The 18,913-nt window shown below is 75.4% G+C and carries 13 protein-coding genes; 7 read left to right on the forward strand and 6 right to left on the reverse strand.

Annotated features, from left to right (window positions below; all coding sequences use genetic code 11):
• Positions 1–64 precede the first annotated feature (64 nt).
• Positions 65–1,450, reverse strand: a complete 1,386-nt coding sequence (locus ACFVHI_RS31925) for an HNH endonuclease (RefSeq protein WP_380345224.1) — start codon at positions 1,448–1,450, stop codon at positions 65–67.
• Positions 1,451–2,278: 828 nt separating this feature from the next.
• On the opposite strand from ACFVHI_RS31925, the gene ACFVHI_RS31930 reads away from it, so the two are divergent.
• From ACFVHI_RS31930 to ACFVHI_RS31945, 4 genes are all read left to right on the forward strand, one after another.
• Entirely contained in the window at positions 2,279–2,782 is a 504-nt protein-coding gene (locus ACFVHI_RS31930; protein WP_063349746.1) for a hypothetical protein, read from the forward strand.
• Positions 2,783–3,077: 295 nt separating this feature from the next.
• Positions 3,078–4,106: a hypothetical protein gene (locus ACFVHI_RS31935; protein WP_380345226.1), complete on the forward strand. Its 1,029-nt coding sequence runs from the start codon at positions 3,078–3,080 to the stop codon at positions 4,104–4,106.
• 56 nt (positions 4,107–4,162) lie between these two features.
• Positions 4,163–6,049 carry an HSP90 family protein gene (locus ACFVHI_RS31940; RefSeq protein ID WP_063349747.1) on the forward strand — a complete coding sequence of 629 codons (1,887 nt, stop codon included), beginning with the start codon at positions 4,163–4,165 and terminating at the stop codon, positions 6,047–6,049.
• On the forward strand, positions 6,049–8,961 hold the full coding sequence (locus tag ACFVHI_RS31945; protein WP_380345228.1) for a hypothetical protein: 2,913 nt from the start codon (positions 6,049–6,051) through the stop codon (positions 8,959–8,961). The genes ACFVHI_RS31940 and ACFVHI_RS31945 overlap by 1 nt, the downstream gene beginning before the upstream one ends.
• 84 nt (positions 8,962–9,045) lie before the next feature.
• On the opposite strand, the gene ACFVHI_RS31950 is transcribed toward ACFVHI_RS31945, so the two are convergent.
• Positions 9,046–10,338: a carbohydrate-binding protein gene (locus tag ACFVHI_RS31950; protein ID WP_380345230.1), complete on the reverse strand. Its 1,293-nt coding sequence runs from the start codon at positions 10,336–10,338 to the stop codon at positions 9,046–9,048.
• A gap of 208 nt (positions 10,339–10,546) precedes the next feature.
• On the reverse strand, positions 10,547–11,476 hold the full coding sequence (locus tag ACFVHI_RS31955) for a LysR family transcriptional regulator (RefSeq protein WP_380345233.1): 930 nt from the start codon (positions 11,474–11,476) through the stop codon (positions 10,547–10,549).
• Between the two features lie 190 nt (positions 11,477–11,666).
• On the opposite strand from ACFVHI_RS31955, the gene ACFVHI_RS31960 reads away from it, so the two are divergent.
• Genes ACFVHI_RS31960 through ACFVHI_RS31970 form a run of 3 tightly spaced genes read left to right on the forward strand, consistent with a single transcriptional unit; the run spans position 11,667 to position 14,566 of the window.
• Positions 11,667–12,605, forward strand: coding sequence for a DMT family transporter (locus ACFVHI_RS31960; protein WP_380345235.1), 939 nt, complete (start codon positions 11,667–11,669; stop codon positions 12,603–12,605).
• A gap of 9 nt (positions 12,606–12,614) precedes the next feature.
• Positions 12,615–13,925 (forward strand): sensor domain-containing protein, encoded by a 1,311-nt coding sequence (locus ACFVHI_RS31965; RefSeq protein WP_380345237.1) that lies wholly within the window; start codon positions 12,615–12,617, stop codon positions 13,923–13,925.
• A complete protein-coding gene (locus ACFVHI_RS31970; protein ID WP_380345239.1) occupies positions 13,910–14,566 on the forward strand; it encodes a response regulator in 657 nt (218 codons plus the stop codon). The genes ACFVHI_RS31965 and ACFVHI_RS31970 overlap by 16 nt, the downstream gene beginning before the upstream one ends.
• Positions 14,567–14,591: 25 nt before the next feature.
• Here ACFVHI_RS31970 and ACFVHI_RS31975 read toward each other — a convergent pair whose 3' ends face one another.
• The 3 genes from ACFVHI_RS31975 to ACFVHI_RS31985 all read right to left on the reverse strand — a co-directional run bounded on the left by ACFVHI_RS31975 (position 14,592) and on the right by ACFVHI_RS31985 (position 18,913).
• Complete coding sequence (locus ACFVHI_RS31975; protein WP_380345241.1) at positions 14,592–15,824, reverse strand: lanthionine synthetase LanC family protein; 1,233 nt, start codon at positions 15,822–15,824, stop codon at positions 14,592–14,594.
• Between the two features lie 137 nt (positions 15,825–15,961).
• Positions 15,962–16,132 (reverse strand): hypothetical protein, encoded by a 171-nt coding sequence (locus ACFVHI_RS31980; protein ID WP_350883108.1) that lies wholly within the window; start codon positions 16,130–16,132, stop codon positions 15,962–15,964.
• Between the two features lie 12 nt (positions 16,133–16,144).
• Complete coding sequence (locus ACFVHI_RS31985; RefSeq protein ID WP_380345244.1) at positions 16,145–18,913, reverse strand: lantibiotic dehydratase; 2,769 nt, start codon at positions 18,911–18,913, stop codon at positions 16,145–16,147.

An 18,913-nucleotide genomic window follows, 5' to 3' on the forward strand; every position in this document is an offset into this window, starting at 1 on the left:
GACCAGTACGGTCACCGCCCCGCCGCCGTTCATGCACGTTCTCACACTGTTTGGCAGAGGGCGTTCAGCGGTTGAGCATGCAGAGGCTCCGGTGGTAGTCGATGTACTTCTCGTCGACGGGATGGTCGGGGTGCTGGCGCAGCGGCCCGAGGGGCTGATCGCCGTGGGTCTCCCGAACCACACCCTCGACGTCGATGTAGATCTCCAGGCCGTCGAAGAGCACGTGGTGGTTCGCACACAGGCACAGCAGGTTGTGCAGCTCGTCGGGGCCGTGGTGGGGCTTCCCCAGGCCGCGGATGTGAGCCGCCTCGCTGTAGGGCTTCCGGTTGGACCGCAGCCGGGCCTCGCAGACCTGGCACCTGAAGTCGTGGATCTCCTTCACCCGGCTCACGATGGCGGCGTTCCGGACGGGGCGGGAGGAGGTGACATCCCGCCGTGGGGCGGCCCCGGTGGCCCGCTCCGGGGCGGCGGCCGTCGTCGCGCGCTCGTCCTCCCGGGTGTCGTCCTCGTCCTCCGAGGTGTCGTCGAGGCCGTCCGCGGCGGTGTATCCGGTCAGGCCCAGTCGACCGAGCAGGGCCTGTAGGTCGACGTTGCGGAGATAGCGGTCCCGCAGGAGGAGCATCGCCTCCAGGCGGGTGACGGGGTCCTGCAACAGCTCGGCAGCGTCCTGCGACAGGCCGGCCTCCGGCTGCGTGTCGTTGAGGACCCCGACCGAGGGCATGGATCCCGCGTCGTCGCCGACTCCGTGCACCTCCCAGAGGCCGCTTCCCCGAAGGTGCCAGAACGGGTACTCGGGCGTGACCTTGGAGCCGGGGAGCCCGTACTCGGACAGCAGCGGTCCGACCTCGGACCGGAAGTCCGACCAGCGTGCCAGCCGCGGTTCACCCGCTGCGATGCGGGCGATCGCCCAGAGCAGGGCGAGCGGCTGGTGGCGGCTGGGCTCCCCGTCGGCGGTGTTGCGGTTGGTCTTGAGGCCGCGGAGCCGGTCGAGCAGGTCCGGGCCGGTCAGGCGAGTGGTGCGGGACTCAGAAGGCAGTGTCCGTCCGCGGGACGGCTGGGGGTGATGCACCGCCGGAAGGCGGTGGGCGACGTGCGAGTAGTCCTCGGCCGATCGCAGTGTGAGCATGCGAAGAGGGCGCGGAACCTGGAGCTCGGCCAGGACGTCCAGGGCGGGGACCGGCTGGGAGAACTCTTCGAAGTCGTCGAGCGCCATGATGTGTTCCCAGGTCTTGCCGTCCTCGTCGCTGCCCCAGACAGCACGGGCTATGACCGGGCTGGTGAAGAGCTGGATGACCGTCGCGCGTGCGATGAAGCTGTTTCCCGTGTAGAAGAGGACGATGTCGCCGACCCGGCGGTCGCGCAGTGCCCGTACCTTCTCGTTGTTGGCCTGAGAGGTCGGCGTCGAGCCCCACAGGCGGGCGACCCCGTCCGGGTACAGACCAGTGAGCACATCAGCCTCGGGGCCGACCGAACTCCGGAGATCAGAGATGCGGATACCCTTCCGCATCGACTTGGCGAAGTGCTTCGGGCCGCCGTCCTTGGTGCCTCGAGGCTGGAGGATCAGTTGCGGCGCCTTGGGACTGCGGACAATCGCCTCGGCAACCGGCCTGAGAAGGTCGTGCTGCCAGATGGCCGGCTGTGCTCCTGCATGCGTCAGATCTTCGAGGCCCATGCCGGGGAGAGTAGTAGGAAGATATGACAGTCGGTTATTGATTAACCGGGAGATGGGTGGTCAAGCAGTCGATGGCACGCTTCGGACCTGCGTGACGTGCAGTCGTACGGACTCGGAGAACGCCGCGGACGCACCCGGATCGCACGGGGACCGGGAGGCGGACGGCGCCGCACGAGGGTGGGGGAGGGCGTGGCGGAACGAGGAATTCGACCGGCTATCTTGATGGGTCACGGACATCCGGAGGAGTGGGCGATGGGGATGGGGATGGCTGGTCGGAGGGTGGCTGCCGCGGTGGCGGCCGGGGTGCTGACGGGGGTGCTGGCCGGGTGCTCGGCGGGTTCTGCGGGGAGTTCCCCGGCGGGCTCCGATGCGGCCAAGGGTGCGGCGGGGGCGGCGAGTGCGGTGGCGAGTGCGACGGGTCCGGCGGGTGGTGAGACCGGTGCAGGGGCTTCGGTCTCCGCCTCGGCTTCCGCGCCTGCCGCCGCGACGGGGGCGGGTGCGGCTGCGGGCTCGGCCTCGGCGCCGCCGCCTGCGACCGGAAGCGGTGGCGCCGGGGCCTCTGCTCCGCCGGCCGGGGCGGCGACGCCCGGGGCGGACCTGGAGGCGGTGCTGCTGGACGACAAGCTCGTCGGGCAGGTGCTGCCGGACGCGAAGGCGATGGCGGGCTGGGAGGAGGAGAAGCGCAAGGTCGACACCATCGACCACGCCACCACCTGCACCGCGGCGGTGCCGTGCACCGGCAAGCCGCTCAGCGGTTCCGTCCGGTTCTCCTCGGGGGATGTGGTCGCCCGCTTCATCGTCGAGACGCTGCCGAACCGCGACGCCGCCAAGGGCAAGCTCAAGGAGTCCTACGCCTCCTACGGAGCCGGGCCGTTCCGCAAGGTCGACTCCCCGGTGCTGGGCAGCGAGAGCCAGGCCTTCCAGGGCCAGCTGGGCGAGAGCGAGGGCATCGGCATCGTGCTGCGCTCGGGCACCGTCGTCGCCAGTGTGACCACCGAGGGCGGGCCGGCCGACGTGGCTGCCGCCCGGCGGTTCGGGGTGATGCTGGTCAAGCGGATCGAGCAGGCCCAGGCGGGCAAGACCCCGGACGCCGGGCTCGGACTGGCCTGACGGCCGCCGCGTACGCGAAGCGAAGCGAAGCCCCGGGCCGAGGAGGCGCCGGGGCCCGCTGCGTTTCGGCGTCGGACCGGACAGCGTCGCCGCTCGTTCGACGTGCCCGCGTTCCGGCCGTCAGCCCCGGTCGTCCGCCCCGGTCGGCGGGCCGTGGGGCGGTCCCCGCACGTGCCGGACCGGGACGGCCCCTGGGCTGGGGAAACGGATGTCGGTCGGCCGTGATATCTACTCATCTGGGGTGGCCGTCGTGCGGCCATGCGAAAGATGCCGATGATGTTCGAGGGGGCCACACATGCCGCTGTTCCGACGCCGCTCCGGCGAGGAGGCCGCGCAGAGCGGGGCGGGCTGGCTTGGGAGGGTGCGGCGGGCCGTCGGGTCCACGCCCGTGGCGGCCGTTGCGGCGCCGCGGCTGGATCCGGCGCTCGGGGACGAGTCGCTGCGCCTGATGCTCGGCCAGGCCGCAGCCGGTGACTGGGCGGCCCTGGGCCCCGCGCTGGCCGCCGTCGGGGACGGCGCCGATCTGACCGGGCGGGTCGGTGCGATCGCGGAGGTGCCCCGGGTCGAGGAGTGGACGGCCCGGGCCCTCGCCGACCGGCCCGAGGACGCGTTGGCGCTGCTGCTGTCCGGTGCCCGGCACGTCACCTGGGCCTGGGAGGCCCGGACGGGCGCCCGGGCGAAGCACGTGTCCGAGAAGCAGTGGCAGGTGTTCCACGAGCGGCTGGACATCGCCGAGGAGCAGCTGCTGGAGGTCGCCGAGCGCGAGCCGTCCTGGCTCGCCCCCTGGTACTTCCTGCAGATCAGCGCCCGCGGCGCCTCGCTCCCGGCGGAGGTCGCGACCTGCCGCTTCGAGGCCGCCGTGCGCCGTGCTCCCGGGCATCCGGCCTCGCACCGCCAGCGCCTCCAGCAGCTGTGTGCCAAGTGGGGCGGCTCGCACGAGGAGATGCACGCTTTCGCCCGTTCCTCGATGCTCGCGGCGCCGGAGGGCAGCCAGCTCGGCGAGCTGGTGGTGCTGGCGCACCTGGAGCGCTGGCTGGACCTCCCGGACGGTGAGGACCGCGCCTACCTGGCCAGTGCGGAGGTGGTGGCCGAGTTGCAGGAGGCGGCCTTCCGCTCCGTGCTGCACCCGGACTTCACGCCGGTGCGTGGCTGGCAGGGTTCCTTCAACGCCTTCGCGATGGCCTTCTCGCTGGCCGGCCAGCGCAAGACGGCGCGCCTGCTGTTCGAGGCCTTGGACGGCGCCGTCACCGAGTCGCCCTGGCACTTCCTGTCCGGTGATCCGCTCAAGGCGTTCGCCTCCCACCGGGACCGCTGCGCGTACTGACGCCCCCGGCCCGTCCAGAACCTCCGTCACCCGCCCCGCGATCGAAAGAGCCCCCGGTGTCCCCATCCGAGAACCCGACGCCCGACAACGCGGCGAGCGCGCACACCTTCCAGGTGGACCTGCGCGGCCTGGTGGACCTGCTCTCCCACCACCTCTACTCCAGCCCGCGGGTGTACCTGCGCGAGCTGCTGCAGAACGCGGTGGACGCGATCTCCGCCCGCCGCGCCCTCGATCCGCAGGCGCCGGCCCGGATCGTCGTGCGCGCCGACGACGAGCTGAGCGTCACCGACACCGGCGTCGGCCTGACCGAGGCGGACGTCCACACCTTCCTCGCCACCATCGGCCGCAGTTCGAAGCGCGACGCCGACGGCCGGCTGGACGGCGCCGGGCTGGCCCAGGCCCGCGGCGACTTCATCGGCCAGTTCGGCATCGGCCTGCTGGCCTGCTTCGTGGTCGCCGACGAGATCACCGTGGTGACCCGCTCCGCCGCCACGCCGGACGCGCCGGTGATCGAGTGGCGCGGCGGCTCCGACGGCCGCTACACGATCCGTACCCTGCCCGCCGCGGCCAAGCCGGAGCCGGGCACCACCGTGACGCTGGTCCCGCGCGCCGACGCCGTCGAGTGGACGCGGTCGGGCCGTGTCCTCGCGCTGGCCCGGGACTTCGGCAGCCTGCTGCGCCACGACGTCACGGTGGTGGACGCGAACGGCACCGAGCACCGGGTGAACCGCACCCCGCCGTGGGCCGAGCGGCACGGCTCGCCGCTGGCCCGGCGCGACGCGCTGACCGAGTACTGCCGCGCCGCCTTCGACTTCGCCCCGCTCGACACCATCGACCTGGACCTGCCGCTGGTCGGCCTGCGCGGCGTCGCCTACGTGCTGCCGGACGCGGCCCCGCCGTCCCGCCGTTCGGGCCACCGGGTGCACCTCAAGGGCATGCTGCTGTCCGACCAGGCCGACGAGCTGCTGCCGGACTGGGCGTTCTTCGTCCGCTGCGTGGTGGACACCGACGGCCTGCGCCCGACCGCCTCCCGAGAGGGCCTGTACGCGGACGAGACGCTGGCCGCCGTCCGCGACGCGCTGGGCGTCCGGATCCGCGACTGGCTGACCGGCCTGTCCGCGAGCGATCCGGCGCTGCTGCACCGCTTCCTGTCCGTGCACCACCTGGCCGTCAAGGAACTCGCCCGCTACGACGACGAGTTGCTGCGGATGATGCTGCCGTGGCTGCCGTTCGAGACCACCGACGGCAACGTCACCCTGGACGAGTTCACCCGCAGCCACCCGGTGGTGCTGGTGACCCGCACCGTCGAGGAGTTCCGCCAGGTCGCCCCGATCGCCGGCGCCGCCGGCCTCGGCGTGGTCAACGGCGGCTACACCTACGACCGCGACCTGGTGCACCGGCTGCCCGAGATCCGCCCCGGCGTCTCGGTCTCCGACCTCGACCCGGGCACCGTCACCGCGCACCTGGACACCGTCGACCCGGCCGCCGAGCTCGCCGCGAACGCCTTCCTCGCCGTCGCCCGCGAGGTGGTCGGCCGCTTCGACTGCGACGTCGCCCTGCGCAGCTTCCACCCGACCAACGCGCCCGCGCTGCTGCTGGACAACCGGGAGGCCCGGCACGAGCGCAGCCGCGCCCAGCTCGCCGAGGAGGCCGACGGCCTGTGGGCGGACATCCTGGGCTCGCTGCGCGCCGAGGCGCCCCGCGCCCAGCTGGTCCTCAACCACCTCAACCCGCTGGTGCGCCGCGCCGCGACGGTCACCAACCGCGAGCTGGCCGTCACTGCCGTCGAGGCGCTGTACGGGCAGGCCGTGCTGATGACCCGCCGCCCGCTCAAGGCCAGCGAGAGCGCCCTGCTCAACCGCTCGTTCATCAGCCTGCTCGACCACGCCATGCTCGGCCACGAGTCGGCCGGCCCGGACCGCACCGACCCGAAGGAGGCCTGATGCTGGACACCCCCGATGCGGTGATGGCCGCGCTGCGCGAGAACGACGCCCGCCCCTACGGCCGCCAGCGGACCGTTGCGGCCGAGGAACTCGTCGACGCCGCCGAGCAGTTCGACGACACCGGGGCGCGCTCGATGGCCCTGCTGGAGCTGATGGAGGCGTACGAGTACGACGGCGAGCGCGGCAAGAGCCCGGTCGTCTTTGCCCGCCTCCTCAAGCTGTGGGACGCCGACCCGGACGGCTTCGGCGAGTGGGCCCGCCAGCAGGTGTTCTGGCGCTTCAAGTGGGTGGCCGGCGCGCTCCTGGGCAACCCGGACGTGCCGCTGCCGGCCCTGCGGCGCTGGCACACCGAACTGCGCGACCGCTATCGGGCGGCCGGCTTCGACCTCCAGCCGTACTACGCCCAGCGCTACCACCTGGCCGCGCAGACCGGCAGCGGCCGCCAGGACGCCTACGAGCTGTGGACGGCCCGCCCGCGCTCCGAGCTGAGCGACTGCCACGCCTGCGAGACCCGGGCGCGCGCCGAGCACTTCGTGGACGCCGGCGACGACGCCCGGGCGCTGGACGTCCTGCAGCCGGTCCTCGACGGCCGGAGCAGCTGCGAGCAGGAGCCCGCCCTCAGCCAGGCCGCCGCCCTGCTCCCGCTGCTGCGCCGGGGCCGGCTGGACGAGGCCCGCTCCAGCCACCTGACCGGTTACCGCGCCGCGCGCGGCAAGGCCTCGATGGCGCACGCCGTCGGCCGGCACGTCGAGTTCTGCGCGCTGTCCGGCAACGAGCCGCGCGGCCTGGAACTGCTCGCCGAGAACCGCGACCTGTTCGCGGTGGCCGGCGAGCCGTCCGCGCTGCTGTCCTTCCTCACCGGCGTCGAGGTGCTGCTCGCCGTCCTGGCCCGGGGCGGCCACGGCGGGATCGCGGTCAGCGGCCCGCCCGGCACCTCCTGGACGGCGGACACCCTGCTCGCCCATGTGCGCGCCGAGGCCGACGCGCTCGCCGCCCGCTTCGACGCCCGCAACGGCACCGACGCGGTCGGCGCCGACCGGCGCGCCCGGCTGGCCCGCGAGCCGCTGCTGGCCGAGCCGCTGGCCCTCGGCGTGCGCGCCGCCGCCGCGCCCGAGCTGGCCGCCGCCCCGGCCCTCGCGCCCGCACCGCGCCGGGCCGTCGAGCCGGAGCCGGAGGACTTCACCGCCCTGGTGGTCCGGGCCCGCGAGCTGGAGCTCGTCGGGCACCCGGACGCCGACCGGCTCTGGCGGCGGATCGCCGAACGCGCCGCCGCCGACGGCTTCGCCCACCCCGAGGGCACCGCGGTCGGCAGCCCCGGGCGGCTGCGCGCCGAACTCGCCGAGCAGCGGGCCCACCAGGCGCTGGAGCGGGACGAGCACGCCGACGGCCGGGCCGGGCTGCTGGCCGCCGCCGAGCTGTTCGAGCAGGCCGGGCTGCCCGGCCAGGCCCTGATGGCCCGGGCCCGCGCGCTGATCGTGGAACTCGGCGACGTCGAGGGCGCGGTGGCCGACTGGCCGGCGCTCGACGAGGTGCTGCGCCGGGCCGAGGAACTGCGGGCCGCCGGCACGATGGCCGACGACGACCACCTGATCGTGTGGCAGGTCCGCGCCTACGCGGCCCACCACGACCTGGTCGAGGCGCTGCCCGAGCCGCCCGCCGAGGCCGTCGAGCGCTTCGAGGCGGCGGCCGGCGGCTACCACCGCACCGCCGTGGAGCTGGGCTCCGCCCGCCGCGCGGCCACCTCCCGCCAGTACCTGGCCGACGCGGCCGCCCGGCAGGGCCGGCTGGCCGAGGCCACCGCCGAACTGCGCGAGGTGCTCGCCCAGTTGGACGCGGCCGAACTGCCCTGGCACACCCCGCGGGTGCTCGGCCTGCTGGGCCAGGTGCTGCTGCAGGGCGGCGAACCCGCCGAGGCCGTCGAGGTGTTCCACCGGGCGCTCGCCGAGGCCGCCCGCTGGGGCGACGATTCCTACCCGTACGCGCCCACCTACCTGATGCTCGGCCACGCGGCCATGGGGGCCGGGGACCGCGGCGGCGCGGTCCGGGCGCTCACCGAGGCGGCCGCGCGCTTCGACCGCAAGGGCCGGGAGGCGGCCGAGGACGCCGCGCAGGCCCGTCTCCAGCTGGCCGACGTGCTGCGTGCCGCCGACCGCACGGCCGACGCCGTCGCGGTGCTGGAGTCGGTGCTGCTGGACGCCGCCGCGTCGGAGCTGGACGTGCGGATGCTCGCGCAGGCCCGGCTGGACCTCGCCCGGGGCCTCACCGAACTGGACGAGCACCGGGACGCCGCCGAGGAGTACCTGCGGCTGGCCGACGTCGTCGCCGGCTGGGAGGAGCAGGACACCCACACCATGGTCGCCTGCGAGGCCGCGCTGGCGCTGGCCCGGGCGGACCGCTGGGAGGCCGCGAAGGCCGCCCTCGACCGTGCCCTCGCGGCCCACGCCCAGGCCCCCCAGGTGGACCAACTGGCCGCGACGCTACGCGAGTTCGCCCGGCTGACGATGCACGCCGAGGGCCCGGAGGGGCTGGCGTCGGCGCTGGCCCGGCTGGCCGAGGCGGACGCCGCCGGGGAGCACGCCGGGCAGACCGGTCAGGAGTACAACCCCTGGTACCTGCGCGGCGGTTCGCACTACGAGCGGGCGCGCTGCCTGGCCATGGCCGAGCGCCACGAGGAGGCGCTGGCCGAGGTCGAGCGGGCGATCGCGGTCTACGAGGGCGGCGACGAGCGGGCCGGGACGTCCCGGGCCGAGGCCGTCCGACTGGCCGCGCTGATCGAGGGCGCCGACCTCGGCCGTACCGGGGCGGCCGTCGCCCGGCTGACCGCGGGCATCGCCCGCTGCGAGGCCGCCGGCCTCCCGGAGGCGGCGCAGGTGCTGGCCGAACTGCGGGAGCGGTTCACGGCCGCGGACTGACCAAGGCCGCGAACTGGCCTGCCGGGGGCCCGGGGTGCGCAGATCCCCGGGCCCCGGGCGTCGGCCCGTCGACCTGTCAGCCCGTCAGCAGGGGCCGTCGTCGCCCCAGACGCCCCACTGGCCGCTGGCGCTCGGCACCTCGTTCAGCGTCCACCACTTGGCGTGGTACTCGTGGCCGCCGTATGAGACCTTGCTGCCGCTGGTGTACGTGGTGCTCGCGCTCCACGCCGGGTCGGCGCAGGCCCCGGGGGTGGTCGGGGGAGTCGTCGGCGGCGTGGTGGGCGGGGTGGTCGGCGGCGTGGTCGGCGGGGTGGTGGGCGGCGTCGCCCCGGCGAACTTCACGGTGTACTTGGTGAAGTCCCAGTCGTTCTGCGCCACGCTGGAGCAGGAGCCGGACAGCCCCGGGTCCACCGGGCCCGTGCACTGCCGGTCCCGGTTGACCGACCAGTAGGTGTACCGGGCCAGGTTGTGCGCGGTGGCGAAGTCCAGCACGGCCTGGAAGTCCGCCTGCCGGAAGTACTCGGCGGCGTCGGTGCGGCCGTTCATCATCGACACGCCCTCGTGGGCGTAGGCCGTCGCCTCGGACCAGCCGAAGGTGGTCTGGAGGATCTGGTTGAACTTCACCAGCGCGTCGGTCTGCGCGGCCGCGTCGTTGAACCCGCCGTCGAACGGCATGATCGAGTAGTTGTTCGGCGTGAAGCCCTGCGACTTGGCCTCGTTCAGCATCTGGGTGCCGAACCAGCCCGTCCCCGCGTTGGTCCCGGCGGTGGTGATCGAGATGTAGAGGCCGGGGTTGTTCTGCTGGAGGATCCGGGCGGCGCCGATCTCGTTGTGGATCGCCGCGGTGTTCTCGTACTCCGGCTCCTCCAGGTCGAAGTCGATCGCCTTCAACTGGTACTTGGTGATCACCTTCTGGTACCCGGCGGCGGTCGCCTCCGGCGTGCCGCAGACCTGGCCGAGCTTGGTGCCGCCGTACCCGCCGACCGACACCGAGACGTCCCCGCCCTTGCCGCGGATGGTCTGGATGACGCCGGGCATGGTGGTGTCGGTGTCGATCGAGGAGGTGCCGCCCCAGGCCGGTGAACAGCTGCTGCCCTGGGCCAGGATGAACGCCAGCTGGAAGGCCTTCTGTCCGGTGGCGTCCATCACCGCCGCGGCGTCCGGCGGGCTGTTGTCCTCGGGCATCAGGTAGGGCGCCGAGGCGTACCAGTTGCTGCCGAGGCCGGTCGTGGTGTCGGCGGCGGCGGAGCCGGTGTTCGCGAGCGCGGCGACACCGCCGGCGACCAGGCCGAGCACCCCGGCCACGGCGGCGGCGACCCGGCGCGGGCGGCGGCGCGGGTTCCGGGGGGCGGGGTGTGGGGGAAGTGCGCGTTCCATCGAGGGCCTTTCCAGGCGGGACGGCAGTGGGGGAGGGGCTGCTCACGCCGGAGGTGGGGGTGGCGCGCAGACCGAACGGGCCTTCGGCAGGGGGTAGTTGCCGAAGACTGTCACTGGTATAGACCTGTCGAGGAAGGGTGGTCAACCCCAAAATGGTCAAGCCGGGGCCCGGCGTCGGCGGTGGGCCGGGCGCCGAACGGGCTCCCCGTCAGGCGCGCGCCGCCACGCGGACCCCGCTGCCCGCTCCCCGCGCGGCGTCACCCGCTCCCTGCGCGGCGCCCACCGCCGCCAGCAGCCCGCCGACCGCCGGCGACCACGGGCGGCTGGTCGGCCCGGTGAGCGTGAGCGTGCGGTGGACGGCCGGCCGGATCGGGACGAGCACGCAGTCGGCCGGGAGCATGGTCAGCGCCAGCGCGGGCATCACCGAGACCCCGACGCCCGCGTGCACCATGCCGATGAGCGTGTTGAGGTCGCGGATGCGGTGCCGGGGGGTGAAGCGGGTGCCGGCCCGGCGGAAGGCCTCGCGGATGTGCCGTTCACAGCCGCCCTCGGAGAGCAGGAAGTCGTCGTCCTCCAGGTCGGCGACGTGGATGGTCTCCTGTCCGGCGAGCGGGTGGTCGCGGCGCAGCAGCGCGTGCATGGAGTCGGCCCCGAGCGCGACCGCCCCGGGCGGGAGCGGCCCGGGGTCGACCAGGACGGCGGCGTCGACGGTGCCCGCCTCCAGCCAGGTGGCGAGCTCGTCGTCCTCGCCCTCGAAGACCCGGACGGTGACCTGCGGGTAGGCGGCCTTCCAGTCCCGGAGCAGCCCGGGCAGCAGCGCCTGGCAGACGGTGGTCGGCGCGGCCAGCCGCACGGTGCCGACGGGGCCGCCGGAGTGCCGGGTGGCGATGGCGCGCACGGCGGCGGCGGAGGCGACGGCGGTGCGGGCGTGCGGGAGGATCTGCTCGCCCAGGGGAGTGGGCCGGGCCGGGGTGCCGCGCAGCAGGACGGGCGCGCCGAGGGTCCGCTCCAGCGCGGCGACGGCGTGCGAGACGGCGGACTGGCTGATGCCCAGTTCGTCGGCGGCCGCGCCGAACCCCCCGGTGTCGGCGACCGCGACCAGCGCCCTGAGCTGGGCCAGGTTGACCTCCGACGCCATGAGACTTCCTCATCCATCCGGCACTGCCACTTGTTGGACTCATGCTCTGCCGCCGGGCCACCCTCTGTCCAGACGGGATCCCAGACGGGACCCCAGGCGGGACCTGCGGCGGGACCCGAGACTGGACCCTGGACGGGACCGGGACGGAACCCGACACGGAACCAACGGGACGAAGATGGAGGTGGTCCGGGTGCGGCGCTGGTTGCCGGGCTTCGTGGCGCTGTCGGCGATCTGGGGCGCGAGCTTCGCGCTGATCAAGGTGGCGGTGGAGGCGGGGGTGCCGCCGCTGTGGGTGGCGCTGTGGCGCTGCGCGCTCGGGGCGGTCACGCTGTGGACGATCCTCGTGCTGCGCCACGAGCGCGTCCCCCGCGACCGTGCGCTCTGGGGGCACTCCGCCGTGGTCGCGGTGCTCCTCAACACCGTGCCGTTCACGCTGTTCTCGTTCGGCGAGACCCGGGTCAGCTCCGTCCTCGCCGGGGTGATGAACGCGACCACCCCGCTGTTCACCCTGCTGTTCACCGTCCTCACCGTCGCCGAGGAGCGCCGCCCCGGCGCCCGCCGGCTCTCCGGACTCGCCCTCGGCTTCGTCGGCGTGCTCACCGTGCTCGGGGTCTGGCGCGGCATCGGCTCCGGCGAGGCCGCCGGCGGCCTCGCCTGCCTGGCCGCCGCCTGCTGCTACGGCGCGGGCTTCGCCTATCTGCGCCGCTTCCTCTCCGGCCGGCCGGAGTCGGTGGTCACCCTCTCCGCCGTCCAGATCGCCTGCGCCACCGCCGAGTTGGCCGCCATCGCGCCGTTCGCCGCGGGCGCCCCGCACTGGCCGGGGGCGGGCGCGGCCGGCGCCCTGCTGGTGCTGGGCGCGGTCGGCACCGGCCTCGCGTACCTGCTCAACCTCGGGCTGGTCCGCACGGCCGGCACCGCGGTGGCCTCCGCCGTCACCTACGTCATGCCGCTGTGGTCCACGGCCCTCGGCGCGGCCTTCCTCGCCGAACCCGTCGGCTGGAACGCCCTGGCCGGCGGCGTCCTGGTGATCGCCGCCGTCGCCCTGACCCGCCCCCGGCCCGTACCCCGCCCGGCCGGCTCCGCCGCCGCCACGCCCGACGCCCCGAGGCCTGGTCAGAGGGTTCGTTAGAGTGACCGGGTGAACGAGGAGGAGCAGCAGCCGACGGCCGTCTGGGCCGCGCTGCGAGCCCACCCGCTGCGCTTCCCCGTCACCCCGTGGGTGCCGCGCTGCTGGGCGTACCTGCTCGGCGGCGCGCTGCTGGGCCCGCTGCTGCTGGCCGCCCTGGCGGTGCTGCTGGTGCTCGGGCTGGGCCTGTCCGTGGTCGGGGTCGGACTGCCGGTCCTCCTCGCACTGGCCCTCGCGGGCATCCCCGCCGCCGCCCTCGAACGCCGACGGCTGCGGCTGGTCGAACCGGCACCGCTGCCCGACCCGCACCGTCCGCTGCCCGGCGCCGGCCGCCGCGCGAGGCTGCGGACCCGCCTGCGCGAGCGCGCCACCTGGCGCGAGCTGGCCCACACCGCGCTCACCGCCACGGCCCTCGCCGCCGCCGCGCTCGGCTTCAGCGCCGTGCTGCTGTTCTGTGCCGCCCTGGTCGTCTCCCCGGTGATCGTCTGGGCGCTGGCTCCCGAAACCGTCATGATCATCCCCGGCCGGGCGGTGTCCGGGCCGCTCGCCGCCCTGCCGTTCAGTGCCGCCGGGCTCGCCGGGCTCCTCCTCTGCGCCTACGCCGGCGCCCTGCTGACCACCGCCCAGGTGGCCCTCGCCCGCCTCCTGCTCGGGCCCCGCGAGGAGGACACCGGCCGCCAGGTCCTCGAACTCACCCGCTCCCGGGCCCGGCTCGCCGACGCCTTCGAAGCCGAACGCCGCCGCATCGAACGCGACCTGCACGACGGCGCCCAACAGCAGCTCGTCGCGCTCAGCATGACCCTCGGCCTCGCCGACCACGCGCTGCGCGACGGCAGCGCCCAGTCCGGCGACCGGGCCACCGCCCTGGTCGCCCGGGCGCGCGGCGAAGCCCGGCAGGCCCTGGAACAACTGCGCGGCCTGGTCCGCGGCATCCACCCCCAGGTGCTCACCGACCACGGCCTCGCCGCCGCCGTCGCCGAGGTCGCGCTGCGCCACCCCATCCCGGTCCGGTCCGACTTCGACCTCCCCGGCCGGCTGCCCGCCCCCGTCGAGACCACCGCCTACTTCACCGTCACCGAAGCGCTCACCAACGCCGCCAAGCACAGCGGCGCCGCCGCGATCACCGTCAGCGGGTGTATCGCCGACGGCCGCCTGGTGCTCCAGGTGACCGACGACGGCCACGGCGGGGCGGACCCGGCCGCCGGGGCCGGACTGCGCGGACTCGCCGACCGGGTGGCACTCCTGAAAGGACGGCTCATGGTGACCAGCCCGACGGGCGGCCCGACCACGCTGCGGCTGGAGGTCCCGTGCTCCGGATCGTGATCGCGGAGGACGCCGTCCTGCTGCGCGCCGGACTCGTCGAACTCCTCACCCTCGGCGGCCACCGGGTGACCGCCGCCGTCGGCGACGCCCGCGCCCTCGCCGCCGCCGTCGACACCGAACGGCCCGACGCCGTCATCACCGACGTCCGGATGCCGCCCGACTTCTCCGACGAGGGCCTGCGCGCCGCCCTCGACCTGCGCGAACGCCACCCGGGCCTGCCCGTCCTGGTGCTCTCCCAGTACGTCGCCACCCCGTACGCGACCCGCCTGCTCGCCGCCGCCGGCGCCCAACCCGCCGGCCTCGGCTACCTCCTGAAGGACCGCGTCGGCGACGTCGCCGACTTCCTCGACGCCCTGCGCCGGGTCGCCGCCGGCGAGACCGTCATCGACCCCGACGTGGTCCGCGTCCTGCTGCGCCAGCAGTCCGCCGAGCGCCCCCTCACCCGCCTGACCCCCCGCGAACGCGAAGTCCTCGCCCTCATGGCCGAGGGCCTCAACAACCAGGCGATCGCCACCCGGCTCACCATCACCGAGGCCTCGGTGGTCAAACACTGCGGCAACATCTTCATGAAGCTCGACCTCGACCCCACCGAAGGCAACCGCCGCGTCCTCGCCGTCCTCGCCCACCTCCGGGCGGCGTAGGGCGGGCCCGGCACCACGCCGGGCGTCAGCGCAGACCGAGACAGGGCAGCCAGGCCCGGGAGGCGTCGTGGCCCGCGGTGAGCAGGGCGCACAGCGGGCCGGCCGCGCCCCCGAGCAGGCCCATCCCTTCCGCGCCCAGGGCCTCCACCTCGGGCAGGCGGGCCCTCAGGTGGGCGAGCAGGCGGGCCCTCAGCGCGGCCGCGGCGGGCAGGCCGGCATGGTGGGCGAAGGCGTCGGCCACCGCCAGCACGCCCGAGGCGCCGTGGCACAGGGCCAGCAGGTCGCTCGCGCGGTCGCCGAAGAGGTGGAACCGCTCGTCGTACCGGTCGGCGAGCGTGCCGAAGGCCGCTGCGGCCCAGGTGGCCGTCTCCCGGTCGCCCGTCGCGTCGGCCGCGTCCCACAGCGCCCAGGACACTCCGGGGGTGCCGTAGCACCAGGCCTGGCGGGCGCGCGCTCCGGCGGGCGGCGGGCCGTCGAGCCCGGTGCCGTCCCAGGTGCGGATGGAGCGGGCGTCGTCGAAGGACTGCCGCACCAGCCACCCGGTCGCGCGGCGCAGGGCGGAGGTCAGGCCGGGGTGCGGTCCGAGGTGGCGTACGGCTGCGGTGAGTGCGACGACGACTCCCGCGGCGCCGTGGCCCGTGCCGGTGTTGATCCGGCCGTCGAGCCAGCCCAGGTGCGGGTGGCCGGCGTACTGGCCCGTCCGCAGCCGGGGCAGCTCGTCGGCGTCGCACAGCCGGGCCAGGTGGTCGGCGTACGGGCCGAGTTGGGCCGGTGTCGGGCGGGTGCCCGTGCTCAGGGCGAGCAGGGTGCCGGAGGGGCCGACGATGAGGTCGTAGTCCGGGAAGGCGACCTGCTCGCAGCGCCAGTCGAGGGCCGGCGCGGTGCGGACCAGGTGGTCGCGGAGCCGGTCGGCGGCCCGGTGCAAGTCCGGGTGGACCAGGGCTCCCAGGCGCAGGCCCGCCAGCGTTCCGGCCAGTCCGCCGTCGTAGAGCCCGCAGTGGCCCGGCCCCTGGCCGGCGGTGCGGGCCCACACCGCCACGGCACGGGCCGCGGACCGTTCGGCCTCCGGCCCTCCGGAGGCGTGCAGCAAGGACGCCAGGACGGGGATGCCCGGATCGGAGGGGTGCTCGGCGCCCGCCGGGCTCTCGCGGGGCCGGGCGGACCAGGCGTCGAGGAGCCGGACGGCGAGTCCGGTGACGGCGGTGCCGGTGCTCTCAGTGCTCTCGGTGTTCGCGGCGTTCGCGGTGTGCTGCGGCACGGTGGCTCCTCGGGAACGACGGGTCGGCACTCCGCCCGGCCTGGAGGGGCCGGGCGGAGTGCCGGTGGTGACGGCCGTCAGGGGCCGCTGTCCGGGTGGCCGTCCGAGGGCGTGCCCTCGGACGGCCTGGCGGGAGATCAGCAGAACAGGCCGCTACAGAGCAGCACCGTGTCGCAGATCAGGACGGTGCAGACGCCGCTGCAGCCGCCGCTGCTGGCCTCGGGGGTCGGCAGGGTGGTCTCGGTGATGCGCGCGTCCAGGTCGCCGATGAGGGCGTCGAGGTCGGTGAGCGCCGTGATGTCGGGCATGGTTGTCCTCCTTCAGGAGCGGTGATGGGTGGAGACCGCCCCGGTGGCCCGCCCGCGAGGGGCGGGCGCACCGGGGACGTCGGGTTCGCCGCGCAGTGCGGCGGCGGCGGGCTCCGCGAGTTCCTCGGCGCCCTGGTCGAACGGAAGTCTGAGCAGCAGCTGGGCGGCGACGGCGGCACCGCCGTGCACGGGGTCGTGGAGCAGCAGGCCGCCCGGGTCGGGGAGCATCTCCTCGACCAGCAGGTCCGCACCGGGGTGGCGCGCGCAGATCCGCTCCAGCAGCGGGACCGCGGTCAGCGCCGCGAAGTCCACGGGCACCGGTTTCGGCTGGGGTACGGCCCGGACGAACGCGAAGCGCGGCAGCCCGGCGCAGCGCCCGAGGGCGGCGAGGGCGCGCACCTTGGTCAGGTCGCCGTCGCCGGGCCGCCACAGCAGGGCCGCCGGCACGCGCCAGACCGCGGGGCTGATGACCAGGGCGCCGCCGCCGACGGTCACCCGGGGCAGTCGGTCCGTGTCGGGGAACGCCTCGGCCAGGCCGTCCAGGCGGATCAGGCGCGAGCCCGCCGGGTGGCCGGCGGCCAGCAGCAGCCGGACCAGGACGTCGTACGGCGGCAGGGGCGTACGGGTGGCGTGGTGGACGGGCAGCAGCCGGCACCCGTCGGCCTCGGCGATGATCCGCGGGCCGACCCGTCGCAGGGTGATGCGCTCCAGCGGCAGGTAGCGGGCCGTCAGGCCGTTCGCTCCCTGGTACGGCAGGGGATCGGGATCCCCCGTCCACCAGTCGGTGATGACCGGCCGCCGTACGGCGTTGGCGGCGCGCCCGGCCAGCGGCGGCACCAGCAGTTCGACGAAGCGCGCCCCGGACAGCCGCTCGACGGAGGCGAGGAAGGCCCGGTAGCTCCGGAGGTTGTCGTAGCCGCCGTGCAGGGTGTGGAGCGCGTCGGCGAACCGGGCGTCCAGCACGCCCGCCGGTGAGGCGGTCTCCAGGACCGCGACCGGGCCGGGGCCCGGCAGCGGACGCAGCAGGCAGTCCAGGGGCCAGGGCGGCAGCGCGGTCGTGGCCGGGGGCGCCCCGAGCGTGTCCAGCAGGTCGTCGTCCAGGTCCACCGGTCCGCTGCCGGCCCGGGCGGACAGGTGGGCCAGCAGCCTCGCATAACCGGAACCGGAGGTCTCGGCGGGGTGCCAGCCCGCGTACCGGCGCGGGGGCTGGGGCGGCGGCGGGCAACTGCCGTCGGGCAGGTGGCGCGCGAGGATCTCGCCGAGCGGGCACGGCCGTTCGGTGAGCTCCGCGAGCTCCGCCGGCAGCCGGTGCGGGTCCGGCCCCGCGAGCCGGTCGGCTTCCCGCAGCCACGCCACGCGGGCGGCGGTGCCGAGGCCCTGCTGCACCTGGCGGGCGGCTGCTCCGGAGACGGCCGAGGCTATGGTGCGGTAGGAGTCGGTGAACCACGGCCGGGAGTCGTCGGCGGGGGCGGCGGAGCCGGTGGTACGGAGCGCGGGTGCGGGTATGGGCGCGAGTATGGCGGAATCGGCGCTCGGTGCAGGTGCTGGAAGCGGTGCCGGTGCCGGTTGCGGAAGGGTGCCGCGTGCGCGGACGTCCTCGGCGGCGAGCCAGCCCGTGGTGCGGCGGCGCGGGGCCGCGCAGGCCTGGAGCACGCCGAGTCCGAGCAGGTGCGCGAGGAAACCTCGCAGCACCGTGGGAGCGGAAGCCGCCGCCCCGGTCGCCGCCGTGCCCAGCAGAGCCGCTTCGAGGTCGCCCAACGGGCGCGGGCCGTCGGCCAGTTGAGCCAGCACGTGATCCAGGGGGAGGGAGCGCCGCAGGTCGACCTGCCGCAACCGGCCGCGGTCGTGCGGGTCGGTCACCCAGCAGCGCAGGACACCGGCGCCCGGCGCGGTGCCCGCCGGCTGGGGGAAGTGCAGCGGAGTCAGGGCCAGCACCGTGGCCGGGTCCGCCGCCCGCAGGTCCAGGGCGCCGAGCCGGGCCCGCACGCCGTGGACGTTCTCCACGGCCTCGGCCGCCACCTCGCCGAGGACCGTACCGGGCGGGACGAGCCGCAGCAGGGGGCCGTCGGCCCAGCCGCCGGCCCCGCCGCCGTTCCCGCCGCCGCTCCAGCCGCCGTTCCCGCCGTCGTTCCCGCCCGCCGGGGTGACCGGCAGCAGGGTGACCTGGCCGACCCAGCCGCGCGGGGTGGTCTTCGCCGCGGCCCGACCGAGCGCCCGCCACACGTACGCCGCCCGTTTGCGCAGCCGCTTCCCGCTCCAGGACTCGCCTGCGGCCAGCCGGCCGGCCACGTCTGCGGCGGCTCCGGGTTCCACCTCGTCCAGGAAGGCCCGCATGACGGGCGACGCGCACACCAGGGACCAGCCCAGAGCGCCCATGCGCTCGCGCTCGGCCGCCACCGCGGCCTCCAGCCGCCGCAGGGCGGCGGCCGCCGACTCGGCTTCGCCGGACAGCCGTGCGGCGTCCGCGACGAGGCCGTGGGCGGCGGGCAGCCGCCCCAGCAGCCCGCAGTCGGCCGGGCCCGGTGCGGCGCCGGAGTGCAGCCGACGGCGCACGGCCAGCACGGCGCGGCGGTCGGCGGCGGTGAGGGCGGGGTGCGGCACGACCAAGGTGCCCAGCTGCTCGGCCAGTTGGCGGGCGTGCTCCGCCCGCCGTTCGTCCTGCCGGGCGTGGTCGGCGACCTGTGCGAACAGCTCCGGGTTGCCCGCCGCCGCCCACGCTGCCAAGGGCATGCCGGCCACGCGGAGCAGTGCCGCGGCGCCCAGTTCCCGGTCCTCGGACAC

This window comes from Kitasatospora sp. NPDC127121 (assembly GCF_042677305.1).
GTDB lineage: Bacteria > Actinomycetota > Actinomycetes > Streptomycetales > Streptomycetaceae > Kitasatospora.

Excerpts from the sequence above, each read along its gene's own strand:
- ACFVHI_RS31935 (WP_380345226.1), top strand. The coding sequence starts at position 3,078 with ATGCCGCTGTTCCGACGCCGCTCCGGCGAGGAGGCCGCGCAGAGCGGG.
- ACFVHI_RS31945 (WP_380345228.1), top strand. The coding sequence starts at position 6,049 with ATGCTGGACACCCCCGATGCGGTGATGGCCGCGCTGCGCGAGAACGAC.
- ACFVHI_RS31950 (WP_380345230.1), bottom strand. The coding sequence starts at position 10,338 with ATGGAACGCGCACTTCCCCCACACCCCGCCCCCCGGAACCCGCGCCGC.
- ACFVHI_RS31955 (WP_380345233.1), bottom strand. The coding sequence starts at position 11,476 with ATGGCGTCGGAGGTCAACCTGGCCCAGCTCAGGGCGCTGGTCGCGGTC.
- ACFVHI_RS31980 (WP_350883108.1), bottom strand. The coding sequence starts at position 16,132 with ATGCCCGACATCACGGCGCTCACCGACCTCGACGCCCTCATCGGCGAC.